Genomic DNA, 17,349 nt, shown 5'->3' on the forward strand with positions numbered 1-17,349 from the left:
GGCGTAGCGCTCAGATCTGGTGCCCGTCCCATTCGTGGTCGTGCATGAAGCCGCCGGCCAGCCCCACCCGGTAGCGGAGACTGTGCCGCAGAATGTTCGAGTACGCGGGCACCAGCATCACGGCCGGACCCATGTCGCCCTTCTCCGCGATCACATCGTCGGCTGCCCGGAAGTCCCGGAAGAATTGCCGAAAGTTGTTGCCCGGCAAGGAGTCCTTGCGCCAGCCGTAGAGTGCCATCCCGATGCCGATCATGCGCACCCGCCCGGTCGGCGGCTCGATCACTTCGTCGTTCTCGCCGAAGAAGGCCCGGTCGACGTGGTCCTCCGGCGTGAACATCATGATGCCGCTGGTGGCCCGCGGGTTGGCTTCGATGGTCACCAGACCGCGCTCGGGGTGATCGATGAAGTCGAAGCCGATGTGACCGGTGAAGCCGGTGCGCTTGATCACGTCGCGAACCCACTCCTCGATCCCGGCATGCGGTACCTGCTCGAAGGTCAGGCACGACGATCCGCCGATCGCGTACCGCACCGGGTAGGTCGCGTGCGCGTAGACCTCGCCGTCCCGGCAGATCGAGTAGGTGCAGTACCGGTCGCCCTCCAGCCACTCCTGGGCGATCCACGGATTGGTCGGGTCGAACGTCAACTGCTCCAGCCGGTCGCCCGAGTAAGCCTTGATCACGTTCTGCGATCCCCGCGAATAGGCTTGTTTCACGGCGAACGGCGTGTTGAAATCGAGCGCGGCGATGTCGTCCGGGCCGGTGATCGAGGCGAACTTGAGCGTCTCCACACCCATCTCGACCAGCAGTTCCTGGAATTTCAGCTTGTCGTGCAGCGCATCTTCCAGAGCGAAATCGGACAGGAACAGCTCGCACGACGGGGGGAACAGCCCGGCCATCATGGCCAGGATGTCGGTCTCCTCGTGAATCGGGATGACCATGTCGATGCCCTCGGACTCGACGATGGCAGCGATCTGACGGCAGTATTCCTGCGGCTTGTACTTCGGCGGACTGACACGATGGAAGCCCGTGACCGCCGTGGAGAACCGGCTCACCGCGATGGGCACGCTGTCGGCCGTACTCACCCGATGCCCCGCCGCCGCGAGCAGTCGCGCCAAGTTCAGCGTCAGGAACGACCGCCCGAATGTGATCAGAATGTGCTTACGCTTACCTTGGTCCACGACCGCTAGCGTAACCGCTCATACCCCGGTCGCCTGATAACGTTCTCAGGCAGCCGAAATCTGCTCCCGCAGCGAGCCCCATCCCGTCGGCAGCCGAACTCACCTGCGAGCCAAAGGATCCGACGTTGTACGCAATCGGCATCATCGCAGGAATGATGGCGGCCGTCGCCTACGGCATGTCGACCGTCCTGCGCGCGTTGGGCGCCCGGCGGGTCGCTGTCGCCGAGCGCGAGGCCGCCGAGAACGAGGGCGCACCGCCGCCGTCCACGGACCCGTCCGCGCCGCCGACCATGTCGTCGACGGTAGCCACCCTGGGCGACCCGGCCTTCATTCTGGGCACCGTGATGGTGGTGATCGGCTTCGCCGGCGGAGCGATCGCCGCGCGCTTCCTGCCCCTGTTCCTGGCGCAGTCGATCGTGTCGGCGAACCTGGTGGTCACCGCCCTGGTCGCCACCTTCATGCTGAACATCCGGCTGCACACCCGCGACTGGGTGGCGATCTGGATGGTGGTCCTGTCGCTGTGCCTGCTGGGTATCTCCTCGGCCCCGCAGGCCGAGGACCATGCCGCCCGCTCGTTCCACTGGATTCTGTTGGCCGCCGCCTTCGTCATCGGCGCCATCGGCCTGGTGGGCGTCTACCGCTTCGGCAAGTACGCGGCCTTCGTCGGCGGCTTCGCCGGCGGCCTCCAGTTCGGTGTCATCGCGATCGCGGTGCGTGTGCTCGACGGCGTGGCCCCGTTCGATCCGGTCCAGTTGCTCACCGACCCCGCCGCCTGGGCGATCGCCGTCGCCGGCGCCAGCGGCTTCTACGTCCAGACGGTGGCCCTGCAGGTGGGCGCGGTCAACGGCGTCACGGCCGTCCTGGTGGTCGGCGAGACGGCCGGGCCCAGCATCATCGGCGTCCTGTTCCTCGGCGATCACGCCCACCCCGGCCTCGGCTGGCTCGCCGTTGCGGGATTCGTCGGCGCCGTGATCGGCGCGATCCTGGTGGCCTGGTACGGCAGCGGCGACCCCGACCATTTCGGCGAAGCCCCCGAGGAGATCGGCGGCTGGCGCCGCGGACGGATCGATCCGCCCGCCGCCACCTGAGCCGCCCGCTCAGGGCACCGCCATCAGTCAGAGCACCGCGGGCGAGGAGGCCTGCGCCCAGAAGCGCTTGGGGATGCGACCGGCGCCGGCGGCGAGTCGGCCCGCCCGCACCGCGTGCGCCATGGCACCGGCCATCCGCACCGGGTCCTGCGCGCGGGTGACGGCGGTGGCCAGCAGCACCGCATCGCAGCCGAGTTCCATGGCCAGCACCGCATCGCTGGCGGTGCCGATGCCGGCGTCGAGGACCACCGGCACCCCCGCGCGCGCCACGATCATCTCGATGTTGTGCGGATTCGAGATGCCCAGACCGGTGCCGATCGGTGAACCGAGCGGCATCACGGCCGCCACCCCGGTGTCCTCCAGCCGCCGCGCCAACACCGGATCGTCGTTGGTGTAGGCCAGGACGGAGAAACCGTCGGCGACCATGGCCGCAGCCGCGTCGACCAGTTCCAACGGGTCCGGCAGCAGCGTGTGATCGTCGGCCACCACCTCCAGCTTGATCAGGTCGGTCCCGGTGGCCTCCCGCGCGAGCTGGGCCACCAGCAGCGCTTCGGCCGCCGTGTGACACCCGGCGGTGTTCGGCAGCACGTCGATCCCCAAGCGCCGCAACAGGTCGAGCATGCCGGTCCCGCCACCGGGGCTGACCCGCCGCATGGCGACCGTGGTCAGCTCGGTCCCCGAGGCGGTGAGCGCGGCCTCCAGCACCGCCAGGTTCGGGGCGCCACCGGTCCCCATGATCAGACGCGAGGCGAACGTGCGTCCGGCGATGACCAACGGGTCGTCGACCGATTCGACGACGCCGAGCTCAGCCACCCTGCACCGCCGTCAGAACGTCGACCACCGCGCCGTCGGCGATCGGTTCGCTCCAGCGCGACTGCGGGCGGACCACGCCGTCGATCGCCACGGCGACACCGCTGTTCGGCAGATCCAGGTGGGCCAGCAGGCCGACCACGTCCAGGTCCGCCGGCAGGGTCAGCGCGTCTCCGTTGACCGTCAGCTCCAATGCTTCCGATGGGGTCGGGTGCGGCACGCTCATGGCGCGCTCCTCTCTTCTCGGTGGGCCCGTGCTCGTTCTCCATGAGCACCGGCGCCCAACAGTTCACGTACCCGCCGGGCGGTCCCCGGCGACAGGGCGATGCCGTTGCGGCCGTGACCGGCGGCCACCAGGACGCCCTCGTCGACGCGCCGGACGAGGGGCAGGCCGTCCGCCGACATCGGACGGATCCCAGCCGCGACCTCGGACAGTTCGTAGGTGCGCAGGCCCGGGTACACCTCGCACGCATCGGCCAGCAGGTCGGCGACACCGCCCACCTGCGGGCCGCGGTCCTGGCCGTCGAGCGCCTCGTACTGGGTGGCGCCGACGACGACGCCGTCCGCGCGCGGCACCAGGTAGACGTTGCGCCCGCGCCAGCGCGCCCGAATCACATGCTGCGGCGGGGCCACCGACCATGCGGTGCGCCGCAGCCGCAGGACCTCGCCCTTCTCGCCGCGCAGGCCGTCGAGCCCGCCCGGCAGCACGGCGCCGCTGTCCACGCCGGCCGCCACCAGGATCTCGTCGGCCGCCACGTCCGCCAGGTCGGTGACGTGCGCGTCGACCAGTTCGGCACCCGCCGCGGTGAGCGCCGCCCGCAGCGCGGCCAACAGGCGTCGGTTGTCCACCGCGCCCTCGCCCGCCAGCCGATAACCCCCGATCGGAAGCCGCGCGACACCCAGTTCCAGGCCGCGCAGCGCGGCTGCCGAGAGCTCCTCGACCGCAGCTGCTGGGAGCGCTTCCCGCGCGAAGGTCATCGCCTCGTCCAGGTAGGCGCGATCGGCGGCGTCCCCGGCCACCAGCAGCGTGTGCTCGGCGGCGGCCACGGACGGATCGCCCAGGCGCCGCAGCAACGCGGGCCAGTGCGCCACCGACCGGGCGGAGGCGGCGAGGAGTTCCGGCTCGCCGGGCCGGGCCTCTCCGAGGCAGCCGAGCATTCCGCCCGCCACCTGCGCGGCACGCCGCCGCGGCCCCGCGTCGTACACGCGCACCCGCCATCCGTCGTCGACGGCCGCGAGGGCACAGATGAGGCCGACGGCACCGCCGCCGACCACCGCCAACAGCGGCGCCGCGCTGGATTTTTTCCGCACTGGTGGACCTTCCTTCGCCGGCATTACCCGGATCAGGTGTGACGGTCCGCGGAGGCGATTCCGCGATCTCAGCCCGGCGGTCCCCCGGGCACCCGTGTCGTGTTCGTGTGCCCCTAGCCTACCGTTGGCGGCATGGATCTCCGCCGCCGCTTGGCCGACGCCCGGCTGTACCTGTGCACCGATGCCCGCCGCGAGCGCGGGGACCTCCAAGAGTTCGTCGCGGCGGCGCTGGCCGGCGGCGTCGACATCGTGCAGTTGCGGGACAAGGGGTCGCCGGGGGCACGACAGTTCGGCCCACTCGAGGCCGGGCAGGAACTGGAACTGCTCGCTCAGCTGCGGGAACAGACCCGCGCGGCGGGGGCACTACTCGCCGTGAACGACCGCGCCGACATCGCCGCCCTGGCCGAGGCCGACGTGCTGCACCTGGGACAGGGCGACCTGCCGCCGACGACGGCCCGCCGCATCGTCGGCACCGACATGATCATCGGCCGTTCCACGCACGACGAGGCGCAGATGCGGGCCGCCGTCGACGACGCCGCCGTGGACTACTTCTGCACCGGCCCGTGCTGGTCCACCCCCACCAAGCCCGGCCGGGAAGCCACCGGGCTCGACCTGGTGTGCGCGGCGGCCGACTCCGGCACCGACAAGCCGTGGTTCGCCATCGGCGGCATCGATCTGGACCGGGTGCCGACGGCCGCTGCGGCCGGGGCCTCCCGGATCGTCGTCGTCCGCGCGCTGACCGCGGCCGACGATCCCGCCGAAGCCGCTCGGGCCCTGCGCGCCGCGCTGTGAGCACTCAACCCGTTTGCGCCCCGGCACGATCCGGGTAGAATTCTTCCCATCATGTCGTGGAACAAGCTTCTCGTAACCCGCCGCAGCGGGGTCTGATTTCGACCGACCCCCCGCTGCGGGTCGTCGTGCTTTCCACCATCTTTCGTCGGTCACCCATATTTCGACCGGAAAGACACGTACCGATGCCCACCGTTACGAATACTCGCCGAAGCTGTACCCGTGAATACCACGACAGCTCACCGAGGACCCTCGACTTCCGTCCCCGTCCGCCGCGCTGGTTCCCCGCGGAGGCCTGCCGCATGAACGCCGAACGCTTCGATGACGCGTACGCGCCAGACGGCGCAATCACGTTGCGGCACTTGCAGATTCACGACGAGATGGGCGACTCCGTCCGCTGCCTGGCCACCCTGACCGTCGACCACCGGGACCTCCACCTGGAGACCAGTGCGCACGGCACCATCGGTGCGGTGAGCGAAATGCTGTACGGCCTGGGGTTCGGCGTCGAGATCGTCGGGCTCTACCACCAGACCGACGGCGCCGAGGTCACCGCGTACCTGCAGTGCACGCGCGACGGCGAGCGGTGCTGGTCGTACGGCCGCGCGGCCAACGGCGACGAGGCCACCGTGCACGCGCTGATCGCGGCGGCCAACCAGCTCACCGGACGACTGCCGGCCGCCTGCTAGTCAGCGCAGCCGCCGGCGCAGCGACGGCCACGCACGACCGAAACCGGGGTGCAACGGCAGTTCGGCGACGGCGGCTTCGTTGACCCAGCGCAGCTCGGCGGACTCGCCGTTCGCGGTGGTGGCGATCGGCTCGGCCACCCGGGCCAGCACCGTGGTGTAGGTCCAGCCGCTGACGGCCTCGTGGGTCACCTCGGTTTCGAGCACCTCGATCGCGCTCTCGTCGATGCCGGCCTCCTCGTGCGCCTCGCGCACCGCGGCGTCCACCGCCGACTCGTGCGAGTCCCGAGCGCCGCCCGGCAGCCCCCACGTGCCACCCTGGTGCGACCAGACCGCGCGGTGTTGCAGCAGCACGCCGAGTCCGCCGTCGGGCAGGCGGGTGCACAGCAGCAGCCCCGCCGCGCCGTGCCGACCCCAGTAACGGGCACCGTCGGGATCGAAGACCCAGCCGTCACCATCTCCGCGCACGCGCCGACCTCTCTTTCCAGAATGTCCCCACCGTACCGGGTGCCGCAGTGACACACCGCGTTCTGCGACTAGGGTTGTGACACGACAGAAAGGCACCCTTCGTGAGCGGCCAAGACACGTCAGTACGCAGCGCGCTGACGCATGCCGGTCGCCGGGTGCTGCCCGAAAGCACCCAGGCCAATCCGCGCCTGCGGCAGGTGATCGCCGACCGCCGTGAGATCGCGGCGATGACCCGCGACCGGGTGAGTTCACCGATCACCGCATTCAAGTTCTACGCACTCACCACCCCGGGAAAACTGGTGGTCGTCATGTTCGCGATGGTCCTCGCGTGCGGGCTCACCGGCTGGTACTCGTCGTCGAACCTGAATGCGCGCAGCGAGACGATGGAGTCGCTGATCGACCGCAGCGAGCCGCTCGCCGAGGCGGCGGAGGTGCTCTACAGCTCGCTGTCGGTGGCCGACGCGGCGGCGAACTCCGCCTTCATCTCCGGTGGCCGCGAATCACCGGACCTGCGTCGCCAGTACGCCGACGCGATCGCCAGTTCCGGAACATCGCTGGTGGCGTCGGCGGACGGCGGCGAACTCGCCTCGACGTCGGCGACCGCCTCGGGTGTCACCGTGCGCGACGACCTGAACACGATGGCCGTGCAGATCCCGGCGTACACCGGCGTGATCGAGACCGCCCGCACCAACAACCGTCTGGGTAATCCCGTCGGATCGGCCTATCTGGTGCAGGCCTCGGCGATCATGCAGGAGAACATCCTGCCCGCGGCCGAACGGCTCTACAACGAACGCTCGGCCGCCATCTCCGAGCCGCAGCGCACGCTGACGGTGCCGCCGTGGGGCGTGTACGTCGCCCTGTTCACCACCATCGCCATGCTGGCCGTCTTCGGCCGCTATCTGGCCCGGCGCACCCGGCGGCATTTCAACATCGGTCTCGTCGCCGCACTCGTGGCGCTCGGGTTCGGCACCCTGTGGCTGTTGGGCACCGGCCTGGCGTCGGTGGCCGCGGCCAACACCGCCAAGACGTCCGGCGCCGAGCCGCTCCACGAGCTCACCACCATGCGCATCCTCACCCAGCAGGCCCGATCGGTGGAGACGCTGAGCCTGGTCCGCCGCAGCGACCCGGGCCAGTTGGACCGCGAGTTCAGTTCGGCGATCAACCAGATCCGCGCCACCACCGCCGGCCTGATCGGCACGCACGACGATCCGGACATCGTCACCCCGCTGCGGCAGGTGCAGAAGTCGCTCGTCCTCTGGGAGCGGGCCCACACCGAGGTGACCCAGCGGTTGTCCGCGGGAGACTTCAACGCCGCCCGCGCGCTGACCATCGGCACCGGCGACATCAGTACCGCCTCCGGATACGAGCAGGTGAACAATTCCCTGCTCACCGCCATCGAGCAGGCGCGGGAGACCTTCCGCCAGAACATCAACACCGCCCAGCAACTGCTCAGTTACACCGGCACCGTCATCGGTTGGCTGTGCGTGGTGGCCGCCGCAGCGGTGGTCGGCGGACTGGTGGTCCGGATCCGGGAGTATCGATGACGGCCGGCCGGCGCCGCGCGACGGCGGTTCTGCTGACGGCTCTGCTGGCGCTGACCGGGTGCACGTCCGACGAGTTGGCGGTGAACGATCCCCCCACCACCACGGCCACCCTCCCCATGCCGCCGGGTGCCTCGTTCGGTGCGCAGCCGCCCGAAGGCGTCGACGCCCAGGCGTGCGAGGCCACGGCCAGCCTGCGTCCGCTCTCCCCGATGCCCGAGCCCGGGCAGATGCCGCGCGGTTCGACGATGGCTCGGATCGCCGCCCGCGGGCGCCTGGTGGTGGGCACCGACATCGGCAGCAACCCGCTCAGCTTCCGCAATCCGATCTCCGGTGACATCGAGGGCTTCGACATCTACGTGGCCCATTGGATCTCCGAGGCCATCTTCGGCGACGTCCGCGTCGAGTATCGGATCCTGTCCACCGGCGACCGGGTGCCCGCACTGGCCGACGGCGACGTCGACATCGTCGTCAAGTCGATGAGCATCACGTGCGCACGTCGGCAGACCATCGAGTTCTCGGCGCCGTACTACGTCGCCGCGCAGCGGATCCTGGTGTACCGAAACTCCGGAATCGAGACCACCGCGGGATTGGCCCACAAGACCCTGTGCGCCACCCGGAACTCCACCGCCGCCACCCGCATTCAGCGTCGAGCACCGAGCGCCAAGCTGGTCAGTACCAACACCTGGGCCGACTGCCTGGTCCTGATGCAGCAGGGGCAGGCCGACGCCATCGTCGGCGACGCACCCATCCTGTCCGGTATCGCCGCGCAGGACCCGTGGTTCCGCATCGTCGGCGATTCGATCGGCACCGAGTACTACGGTGTCGGCATTCCGCTGGGCGAGAACGATATGGTGCGCTTTGTGAACGGCGTCTTGGAAGAGCGCAGAGCCGACGGCAGTTGGCAGCGCGCGTACAACCAGTGGTTGGCGGGGCTGGGACCGGGTTCCCCGCCCGCCGTCGCCTATCGGGACTGATGTCGTGACCGATCATCCCCGCGAGGATTCCCCCGCCGACGAACAGGCAGCAGACGGCCCGGCAGCCGAGGAACGGCCCGCCGACGAGGCACCCGCCTCGACCGCCGGGACTGTGCGCACGCAGGCCGCCACCCCGTTCGATCTCGATGCGGAGGACGACGCCGAGCACCTGCCGACGCAGGCCACACCGAGCGATGCTCTCTTCGAGGACCGCCCGTCCTCGCCCACCACTCGTCGTCGCCCGCGCCGCGGCATCCCGCTGGCACACGACCGCCGTCTCGGCAGCGACCTGGTACAGCTGCCCGCGCTGCAGGACATCGATCCGGCCGACGCGGTGCTGTCGAACCCGATCATCGTGGAGAACAAGCGGTTCTGCTGGAACTGCGGGAAGCCGATCGGCCGCAGTGTGGGACCCGACCGGGGCCCGCTGTCCGGCTACTGCCCGCACTGCGGTTCCCGCTACTCCTTCGTCCCCGGGCTCGAGCGCGGCACCATCGTGGCCGATCAGTACGAGATCGCCGGCGCCATCGCGCACGGCGGCATGGGGTGGATCTATCTCGCCGTCGACCACAACGTCTCCGACCGCCCCGTCGTCTTGAAGGGGCTGCTGAATTCGTCGGACTCGGCGGCCCGCGCGGTGGCGATCGCCGAACGCCAGTTCCTGGCCTCGGTCAATGACCCCGGCGTGGTCAAGATCTACAACTTCGTCGAGTACACCGACTCCGAGGATCGGCAGCTCGGCTACATCGTCATGGAGTACGTGGGCGGTCACACGCTCAAGCAACTCACCACCGGCCCCGACGGCGACAAGGTGAACCTCCCGATCGAGCAGGCGATGGCGTACATCCTCGAGGTGCTCTCGGCCGTCGGTCATCTGCATTCGCTCGGCCTGGCCTACAACGACGTCAAGCCCGACAACATCATGATCACCTCCGACGAGGTGAAGCTGATCGACATGGGTGCGGTGTCGACGATCAACGGCTACGGGCACCTGTACGGCACCCCCGGTTTCCAGGCACCGGAGATCGTCGAGACCGGACCGCAGGTGGTCACCGACATCTACAGCATCGGGCGCACCCTGGCCGCCCTCACGCTCGATCTGCCGATGACGCAGGGCCGCTACGACGACGGGCTCCCCGACCCCGAGACCAGCGAACTGCTCACTGCCAACCCGTCGTACTACTACCTGCTGCAGCGGGCCACCGCGACCGACCCGGCCGAGCGCTTCGAGTCCACCGAGGAAATGACCACGCAGGTCATGGCGGTGTTGCGGGAGACCGTCGCCCTGCACACCGGTGTGCCCCGGCCGGCGATGTCCAAGGTGTTCACGCCGCAACGCTCCACCTTCGGCACCAATCTGATCCTGCGGCCGATCGACGGCTTCTTCGACCCCACGCAGGCCGAGGAGCCCGATCCCGCCGACATCGCTCGTGCCCTTCCGGTGCCGCTGGTCGACCCGGAGGATCCGGCCGCGGGCCTGCTGAGTTCGGCTGCGCTGAGCTACCCCCGACAGGCTCTCGACAGCATCAAGGTGGCCCGCATCGAGGGGTTCCCCGGCATGCCCGCCGGGTCCACGGAAGGCTCACCCGAGGATCCGCCGCTGCACCCCTCCCCCGAAGTGGATCTGGCCGAGGCCCGCGCTCACCTGGAGTTGGGCAATCTCGACACGGCGCGACGCCTGCTGGACGAGGTGGCGAGGAATCACGGCGATTCCTGGCGCCTGCATTGGTATCTCGGCATCTCCGCACTGAAGGACGGCGACGCGGAGGTGGCGTATGAGCGCTTCCAGACGGTCCTGGAAGCACTGCCCGGTGAGGTCGCCCCCAAGTTGGCGGTGGCCGGGACCGCCGAACTGATCGGCTACTGGCTGTCGGTTCAGGACGACATCTCCAACGATCAGATCGCGCAGATCGAGCACTGGTACGACATCGCCCGCCACCACTATCACGACCTGTGGCTGACCGATCATTCGATCGTCACCGCCGCGTTCGGTCTGGCCCGCATGCTGATCTCCGACGGTCGCCACCTCGAGGCCATCGAGCCGCTCGACGAGGTGCCCACCACCAGTCGTCACTACGGGGTCGCGCAGGAGAGCGCCGTGCTGTGCCTGGTGCACGGGCGCCCGCCGAGCGAGGTGACCCGCGAGGAACTGTTCGAGGCCGCCGACCGCGTCGCGAAGCTGCGCGACGAGGACGGTCGCCTCGGCCGTCTGCGGCTCATCGTCCTGGGGACCACCCTGGGCTGGATCGACTCCCACGGCGCCGAGGTCGAGGCCGAGTCCGAAGACCACGCACCCGATTTCCTCGGGTTCCCGTTCACCGAACACGGTTTGCGCGCCGGGACCGAACGCTCGCTGCGCGAGCTGGCCAAGCGGACCCGGGACAACCGCGCGCACCGCTTCCTGCTCGTCGATCTCGCGAATCTGGTTCGTCCCGCGACCCTGTTCTGAGCCACGGACGCCTAACCCCGGGGCCCGGGCGGGGCGGTCCCCGTGACCACCCGGCCCGCCCAGCGACAGGCCCACACTATGAAATTTTCAAACAACGCATCGCGTCGGGAACCGTTCCCGGCACTGGTTTCGCGCGCCTCACGCGGCGCTGGCTGACAAGGTCAAGGTTCGTCGCGCATTCGAGCGGATCGGTTCACGACGACGCTTCGGATGGTCCGGATCGGCCGGCGGCACGAACCACGGCTGCCGATCATGACCGATGAACACTTCCCACCCACCGTGATGAACCACGGTGTGGTGCCGGCGGCAGAGCAGGACACCGTTGTCCAAACTCGTCACCCCGCCATGCTCCCAATGCTCCACGTGGTGCCCGTCGCACCACGACGGCGGCACCCCGCAACCGGGAAAGGCGCAACCGCGATCCCGCAGCACCAGCGCCTTACGGATACCCGGCGTGAACAGCCGCTTCTCCCGGCCCACGTTCAACGGCACCCCGTTGTCGTCGAGCAGCGCCAACGCCACCGACGCCTCGCACATGATCAACTCCGCAGTCCGTGCCGAGATCGGTCCACCGAACCCGAGCCACGGCACCGCCGTGTCATCCTCGGCTGCGGCGATCGGTATTGAGATCTTCTGTCCCGCAACCGAATCGAGCACCTGCCCGTTCATCACCACCGCCGCAGGCACCGACAACGTCACGTGCGGCAGCACTCCGCCGGATTCGGGTCGTTCGGAATGAGACAGATACGTGCGAATCACCTGAGCCATCGCGTCGGCGCGCCGCCGCTTGGCAGACCGCCGATCCGCAGAACCGTCCAGCTCCGGCACCGGCCGCGTCAACGGATCCAACGCCGCACTCAATTCCTCGGCCGCCACGATGTCGAAGTCCATCGTCACCGCCACGCGGCCGTCGTCCGTGCGGTTGAGGGTCATCTCATTCAGGTCGTCACGCTCAGCGACCGGAACCTCCCCGTCCGCCGGAATCTCCGGTGCCAACTTGATCGCCCAGGCACGAGCCTTCTCCCTCACCCGCGCCGGCGAAGTCTGCACCATCAACGAATGCACGATCTTCCGACGATCGTCGTCGGACAGCTCCACCCGAGCGGCCACGTGCCCGAGTCCGCTCGCCACGGCATCACCGTGTTCCGCCGACACCGCCCCATCGCGCAATCCGCGGATCACCGGCACAAGGTGCTCGTCGGCGATCGCCTGCCCGAGCCGCGCGGCGCGGTAAGCCACAGCCGGCGCCGCACCGAGTTCGGCGAGGATCGCCGCGGCGGACCGCACATGCTTCCGGGCAGGTAGTCCGACGCGTTCGATCGCGGCGCACGCCGCCACAACGGAATGGTCGACCACATTGCGCAACCGCAGAACCGCCGCGGTCACCGCCAGCAACTCGCGGTCATCGTCCACCGCCCGCGCGCGGGCCAGGAACTGTCCGAGATTCGCCGGCGTATCGATGTCGGCACCGACGGGGATAGTGAGTTCATCGCTCATCAAGTCGGCGAAGGCGGTGAGAGTTACTGCGTCCATGACGCACTCCTCAGGTCATGAGAAGCCAATAGCGAGGGAACCGGTCGAGCCGGCGACGATCGGTCACCCGGCCACTCATGTTCCGAGAGGTCTGTTCCGCGAGTTCGGGACTGTCGATCCCTTTCTCTGGCTTCTATGTTACGCCTCACATCTAGAATGAACAATAGTTCTAGGACAGTTTGTTCACAGCGATATCTCACGACATCGGTGACAGTTCTGTATCAAGACATCCGTGACACTTCCCGGGTCGGCGCTGCCCGATGGCGACCTCCGCTCCCTCGCGTATCCGACACCTACCGCCGACGCCTACCGCCGACCTCGCAACCTCACGACCTCGATCGTTCCAAGTCGAATGTGGACCGCCCACGCCCATTCCGACATTCCCGACGGATAGGGTGGGTCGGTGACTGATTCTGCTTCCGCTCCGACGGCCAAGACGGACGGCGACGACGGCGCGCCCGTCGTTCAGATCAACCGTCGCCTGGTCTACGTCATCTACGCGGCGTTGATGGCCGCGATGTTCCTGTCGTCGATGGACCAGTCGGTGGTCAGCACCGCGCTGCCGACCATCGTCGGCGACCTCGGCGCCGTGGCCCACGAGGGCTGGATCATCACGTCGTATCTGCTGGCGATCGCCATCGTCATGCCGATCTACGGCAAGATCGGCGACCTGTACGGTCGCCGCTGGCCGTTCCTACTGGCCATCACGATCTTCGTGATCGGTTCGCTGGTCTCGGCGCTCGCCGGATCGTTCTGGATCCTCGTGGCCGCCCGCACGTTCCAGGGACTGGGCGCCGGCGGTCTGGTCATCCTGTCGCAGGCGATCATCGCCGACATCGTCTCCGCGCGCGACCGCGGCAAGTACATGGGTCCGATGGGTGCCATCTTCGGCATCGCCTCGGTGGCCGGCCCGCTCCTCGGCGGCTACTTCACCGAGGGCCCGGGCTGGCGCTGGTGCTTCTGGCTCAACGTGCCCATCGGCCTCGTCGCACTGGTGGTGGCGTTCTTCGCCCTGAAGCTGCCGTCGCAGAAGTCCACGCGCCCGTTCGACTGGTGGGGCACCCTGCTGCTGACCATGTTCACCACCGGCATCGTGTTCCTCACCAGCTGGACCAGCGTGGTCTCCAGCGGTAAATACGACTGGTCCAACCCGTGGCTCAGCGCCCTGCTGGTGGCCACCATCGTCGCGTTCGGCCTGTTCATCCTGGTCGAGACCCGAGTCGACGAGCCCCTCGTCCCGCTGCGCCTGTTCCGCAGCTCGGTGTTCACCGTGTCGGTCCTGGTCGCCTTGATCCTGGGCATCACGATGTTCGCCGCCCTCAGCTACCTGCCGACGTTCCTGCAGATGGCCCGCGGCGCAGGCCCCACCGACTCCGGACTGCTGATGCTGCCGATGACCGCGGGCGTCATGCTGACCGCGATCGTCTCCGGTCTGCTGATCACCAAGACCGGCAAGTACCGGATCTACCCGATCCTGGGCATGCTGATCACCACCGCAGGTATCGCCTGGCTCACCCAGCTCACCGGCAGCATGTCCATGATTCTGTTCGGCGGCATGATCTTCGTCCTCGGCTTCGGCATGGGCCTGGTGATCCAGACCATCGTCATCGCCGTGCAGAACGCCGTGGACCCGAGCGAAGTGGGCACCGCGACCTCCACCAACAACTTCCTGCGCGAGATCGGCGCCGCGGTGGGCACCTCCATCTTCGGCACGCTGTTCACCACCAAGCTGACCACCAACCTGCACGACGTGATGGCCACGATCCCGCCCGAGGACATTCCCAAGGGCATGCTCGACGGCGACATCACCCCCACCGTGGTCAAGAACCTGCCCGAGCCGCTGCACACGCAGGTAGTCGACGCCTACGTCAATGCCATGGCCCCCACGTTCTGGTACCTGGTGCCCATCGCCGCGATCGGCTTCATCCTCTCGCTGTTCCTGCGCAACAAGGCCCTGTCCACCCAGGCCGGCCTCGTCGCGAAGGGCGAGGCGGACGAACCCGACGCACCCTTCAAGGACGGCGTCCCCGCACCCGTCTGAGCGTCGTCCACACCGCTACGGTCGGCTTCCGGGCGGCGTCGCCGCCCGGGAGCGCAGTCTCGTCTGACGGTAGAAGAGGAACACCGCGCCCGCGAAGGGCACCAGAATCATCGCGGCGGCCCACGCCACCACTGCTCTTGCGCTGAGTTGCGGGGTCCGGGCGAGGAGAAACAGGCCCACCGCCATGACCAGAAGCCCGACGACGCCGAGGGGTATCACCAGGTCGGCCCACACCGGGACCAATGGGTTATCTGCCGCTATCTGATTCACTGCGCGCTTCGCTTCCTTCTCGGCGCTGTCGTCGTTCGCCACTCTAGGAACGGGAAGGCAAACAGAACACCCCACAAGGAAGAAACCCGCAGGTCCACGCCCGAAAACAGATTCCGGTCCGGAAATCCCGGCCCCCTCCATCGGGGAAGCCTCGAGGAGCAGCGCCCGGCGGTAGGATGATTCTGCCTCGGGGCGAAGTCGCTTCGATCACTCTCCATCTGCGGCTTCACGTGCTTTGTGTCCCCGTCGTCCTCCACGACTAAAGGAATCTGATGGCCGACTCCGCCGGACTCTTGTTCAACCCGAACCATCGCGCTCCCGCGAAGTTCGACGCCGAAACCCGCCGCCAGCTCGAGGCCTTGATCGCGTGGTTCGAGGCGCGGGGCAAGCAGCGCCTCCTGCAGGACGATCTCGACGCCGTCTGGGTCTCGGAGTTCCTCGACTTCATCAAGCGGGAACGGATCTTCGCCACCTTCCTGACCCCGGCGGCCTTCGCCGACGGCGATCCGAACAAGCGCTGGGATGCCTCGCGCAATGCGGCGTTGAGCGAGGTCCTGGGCTTCTACGGGCTGAGTTATTGGTACGCCGAGCAAGTCACGATCCTCGGGCTGGGACCCATCTGGCAGAGCGCCAACGTCGCCGCCAAGCAGCGCGCCGCGCAGCAGCTCGAAGCCGGTGGGGTGATGGCCTTCGCGCTCTCCGAACGCGACCACGGCGCCGACATCTACAACACGGACATGCTGCTCACGCCGAGCACCGAGGACGGGATCGCCTTCCGGGCGACCGGCGAGAAGTACTACATCGGCAACGGCAACGTCGCCGGCATGGTCTCGGTGTTCTCCCGCCGCACCGATGTGGACGGTTCCGACGGTTACATCTGGTTCGTGGCCGACAGCGGACACGACGACTACCAGCTGATCGACAACGTGGTGCACGGCCAGATGTACGTCAGCCACTTCCGTCTCGAGAACTACCCGGTCCGCGAAGAGGACATCCTGCACACCGGGACCGAGGCCTTCTCCGCCGCACTCAACACCGTCAACGTCGGCAAGTTCAACCTGTGCAGCGGCTCGGTCGGCATGTGCGAGCACGCCTTCTACGAGGCGATCACCCACGCCAACAACCGGATTCTGTACGGCAACCCGGTCACCGACTTCCCGCACGTCCAGGTGAACTTCGTCGACGCCTACACCCGGCTCGTCGCGATGAAACTGTTCAGCGACCGCGCGATCGACTACTTCCGCAGCGCCAGCCTCGACGACCGCCGCTATCTGCTGTTCAACCCGGTCACCAAGTCGAAGGTCACGTCCGAGGGCGAAACCGTCGTCACCCTGCTCCAGGACGTGTTGGCCGCGAAGAGCTTCGAGAAGAACACCTACTTCGCCGAGGTCGCGCGCCTGATCGGCACCCTGCCGCGCCTGGAGGGCACCGTCCACGTCAACGTCGGGCAGATCCTCAAGTTCATGCCCAACTACCTTTTCAGCCCGGCGGAGTACCCGGCCATCGGCACGCGCGACGACGCCGCCGACGACGAGTTCTTCTGGGCGCAGGGCCCGGCCCGGGGCGCGTCCAAGGTGACGTTCGCCGATTGGACGCAGATCTACCAGAAGTTCGCCGACGTCCCGAACGTCGCCGTCTTCTACGAACAGGCCCAGGCGCTGGCCACACTCCTGGCCACCGAGACACCGACCGCCGAGCAGCAGAAGGATCTCGACTTCAACCTCGTGATCGGCCACCTCTTCTCCCTGGTGGTCTACGGCCAACTCGTTCTCGAGCAGGCTGAACTGACCGACCTCGACCGCGATCTCGTCGATCAGATCTTCGACTTCCAGATCCGCGACTACTCCGCCTACGCCGTGGCCCTGCACGGCAAGCCGAGCGCAAGCGCAGGCCAGCAGGCATGGGCCTTGGCCGCGGTCCACCGACCGGTCGCCGACCCCAGCCGATTCGACCGCGTCTGGCAGCAGGTGAAGTCGTACGACGGCGCCTACGAGATGCGCCCCTAGCCGGGTAGAAACGGACGGGGTAGAAACGGGCGGGGGTCGGAACGGCCGGGTCAGGACTGCCGGGTCAGGACTGTCGCGGCCGGGCTACGTCGGCTGCAGCATGAATCGTGTCGGGTTTGATGGAGGGTAGGAACACCCGGAAGGACCCGCCATCATGGCAGCACCTCGTAAGTACCCCGCCGAGCTCAAAGAGCGGGCAACGCGCA

The 17,349-nt window shown here is 68.2% G+C and carries 15 protein-coding genes and 1 riboswitch; of the genes, 8 read left to right on the top strand and 7 right to left on the bottom strand.

Annotated features, from left to right (window positions below):
* Positions 1 to 10: 10 nt before the first annotated feature.
* On the bottom strand, positions 11 to 1,177 hold the full coding sequence (locus ACFFJD_RS08165; RefSeq protein WP_382362928.1) for an ATP-grasp domain-containing protein: 1,167 nt from the start codon (positions 1,175 to 1,177) through the stop codon (positions 11 to 13).
* A gap of 125 nt (positions 1,178 to 1,302) precedes the next feature.
* Between ACFFJD_RS08165 and ACFFJD_RS08170 the strand changes: the two genes are divergently transcribed.
* On the top strand, positions 1,303 to 2,265 hold the full coding sequence (locus ACFFJD_RS08170) for a DMT family protein (RefSeq protein WP_382362930.1): 963 nt from the start codon (positions 1,303 to 1,305) through the stop codon (positions 2,263 to 2,265).
* Positions 2,266 to 2,292: 27 nt separating this feature from the next.
* On the opposite strand, the gene ACFFJD_RS08175 is transcribed toward ACFFJD_RS08170, so the two are convergent.
* The 3 genes from ACFFJD_RS08175 to ACFFJD_RS08185 form a co-directional block, all read right to left on the bottom strand.
* The gene (locus ACFFJD_RS08175) at positions 2,293 to 3,078 is read right to left on the bottom strand and encodes a thiazole synthase (RefSeq protein ID WP_382362932.1); all 786 of its coding nucleotides are present in this window, start codon (positions 3,076 to 3,078) and stop codon (positions 2,293 to 2,295) included.
* On the bottom strand, positions 3,071 to 3,301 hold the full coding sequence (gene thiS, locus ACFFJD_RS08180) for a sulfur carrier protein ThiS (protein ID WP_382362933.1): 231 nt from the start codon (positions 3,299 to 3,301) through the stop codon (positions 3,071 to 3,073). Before thiS ends, ACFFJD_RS08175 begins: the two co-directional genes overlap by 8 nt.
* Positions 3,298 to 4,386: an FAD-dependent oxidoreductase gene (locus ACFFJD_RS08185; RefSeq protein WP_382362935.1), complete on the bottom strand. Its 1,089-nt coding sequence runs from the start codon at positions 4,384 to 4,386 to the stop codon at positions 3,298 to 3,300. The genes thiS and ACFFJD_RS08185 overlap by 4 nt, the downstream gene beginning before the upstream one ends.
* Positions 4,378 to 4,492, bottom strand: a riboswitch (TPP riboswitch). (Overlaps the previous gene by 9 nt.)
* Before the next feature lie 26 nt (positions 4,493 to 4,518).
* On the opposite strand from ACFFJD_RS08185, the gene thiE reads away from it, so the two are divergent.
* Both thiE and ACFFJD_RS08195 read left to right on the top strand, forming a co-directional pair.
* The gene (gene thiE / locus ACFFJD_RS08190) at positions 4,519 to 5,178 is read left to right on the top strand and encodes a thiamine phosphate synthase (protein WP_382362937.1); all 660 of its coding nucleotides are present in this window, start codon (positions 4,519 to 4,521) and stop codon (positions 5,176 to 5,178) included.
* 299 nt (positions 5,179 to 5,477) lie between these two features.
* On the top strand, positions 5,478 to 5,861 hold the full coding sequence (locus tag ACFFJD_RS08195; protein WP_382362939.1) for a 2-isopropylmalate synthase: 384 nt from the start codon (positions 5,478 to 5,480) through the stop codon (positions 5,859 to 5,861).
* Here the strand turns inward: ACFFJD_RS08195 and ACFFJD_RS08200 are convergent, their stop codons facing one another.
* A complete protein-coding gene (locus tag ACFFJD_RS08200) occupies positions 5,862 to 6,326 on the bottom strand; it encodes an NUDIX hydrolase (RefSeq protein WP_382362941.1) in 465 nt (154 codons plus the stop codon). It lies immediately after the preceding gene.
* A 101-nt stretch (positions 6,327 to 6,427) separates the two neighbouring features.
* On the opposite strand from ACFFJD_RS08200, the gene ACFFJD_RS08205 reads away from it, so the two are divergent.
* From ACFFJD_RS08205 to ACFFJD_RS08215, 3 genes are read left to right on the top strand one after another with little or no spacing between them, the layout of a single operon-like run.
* Positions 6,428 to 7,870 carry a GlnX family signal transduction membrane protein gene (locus ACFFJD_RS08205; RefSeq protein ID WP_382362943.1) on the top strand — a complete coding sequence of 481 codons (1,443 nt, stop codon included), beginning with the start codon at positions 6,428 to 6,430 and terminating at the stop codon, positions 7,868 to 7,870.
* Positions 7,867 to 8,844: a glutamate ABC transporter substrate-binding protein gene (locus ACFFJD_RS08210; protein WP_382362945.1), complete on the top strand. Its 978-nt coding sequence runs from the start codon at positions 7,867 to 7,869 to the stop codon at positions 8,842 to 8,844. The genes ACFFJD_RS08205 and ACFFJD_RS08210 overlap by 4 nt, the downstream gene beginning before the upstream one ends.
* Before the next feature lie 4 nt (positions 8,845 to 8,848).
* Positions 8,849 to 11,293: a serine/threonine-protein kinase gene (locus tag ACFFJD_RS08215; RefSeq protein ID WP_417398506.1), complete on the top strand. Its 2,445-nt coding sequence runs from the start codon at positions 8,849 to 8,851 to the stop codon at positions 11,291 to 11,293.
* 138 nt (positions 11,294 to 11,431) lie between these two features.
* Here ACFFJD_RS08215 and ACFFJD_RS08220 read toward each other — a convergent pair whose 3' ends face one another.
* Positions 11,432 to 12,826 carry an HNH endonuclease signature motif containing protein gene (locus ACFFJD_RS08220; RefSeq protein ID WP_382362947.1) on the bottom strand — a complete coding sequence of 465 codons (1,395 nt, stop codon included), beginning with the start codon at positions 12,824 to 12,826 and terminating at the stop codon, positions 11,432 to 11,434.
* A gap of 403 nt (positions 12,827 to 13,229) precedes the next feature.
* Between ACFFJD_RS08220 and ACFFJD_RS08225 the strand changes: the two genes are divergently transcribed.
* A complete protein-coding gene (locus ACFFJD_RS08225) occupies positions 13,230 to 14,867 on the top strand; it encodes an MDR family MFS transporter (protein WP_382362949.1) in 1,638 nt (545 codons plus the stop codon).
* 15 nt (positions 14,868 to 14,882) lie between these two features.
* Here the strand turns inward: ACFFJD_RS08225 and ACFFJD_RS08230 are convergent, their stop codons facing one another.
* Positions 14,883 to 15,179, bottom strand: a complete 297-nt coding sequence (locus tag ACFFJD_RS08230; protein WP_382362951.1) for a hypothetical protein — start codon at positions 15,177 to 15,179, stop codon at positions 14,883 to 14,885.
* 230 nt (positions 15,180 to 15,409) lie between these two features.
* On the opposite strand from ACFFJD_RS08230, the gene ACFFJD_RS08235 reads away from it, so the two are divergent.
* Positions 15,410 to 17,143 carry an acyl-CoA dehydrogenase family protein gene (locus ACFFJD_RS08235; protein ID WP_382362953.1) on the top strand — a complete coding sequence of 578 codons (1,734 nt, stop codon included), beginning with the start codon at positions 15,410 to 15,412 and terminating at the stop codon, positions 17,141 to 17,143.
* Positions 17,144 to 17,349 lie beyond the last annotated feature (206 nt).

Origin of the sequence: Gordonia phosphorivorans (genome assembly GCF_042432625.1) — a bacterium.
Taxonomy (GTDB): Bacteria; Actinomycetota; Actinomycetes; order Mycobacteriales; family Mycobacteriaceae; genus Gordonia; species Gordonia phosphorivorans.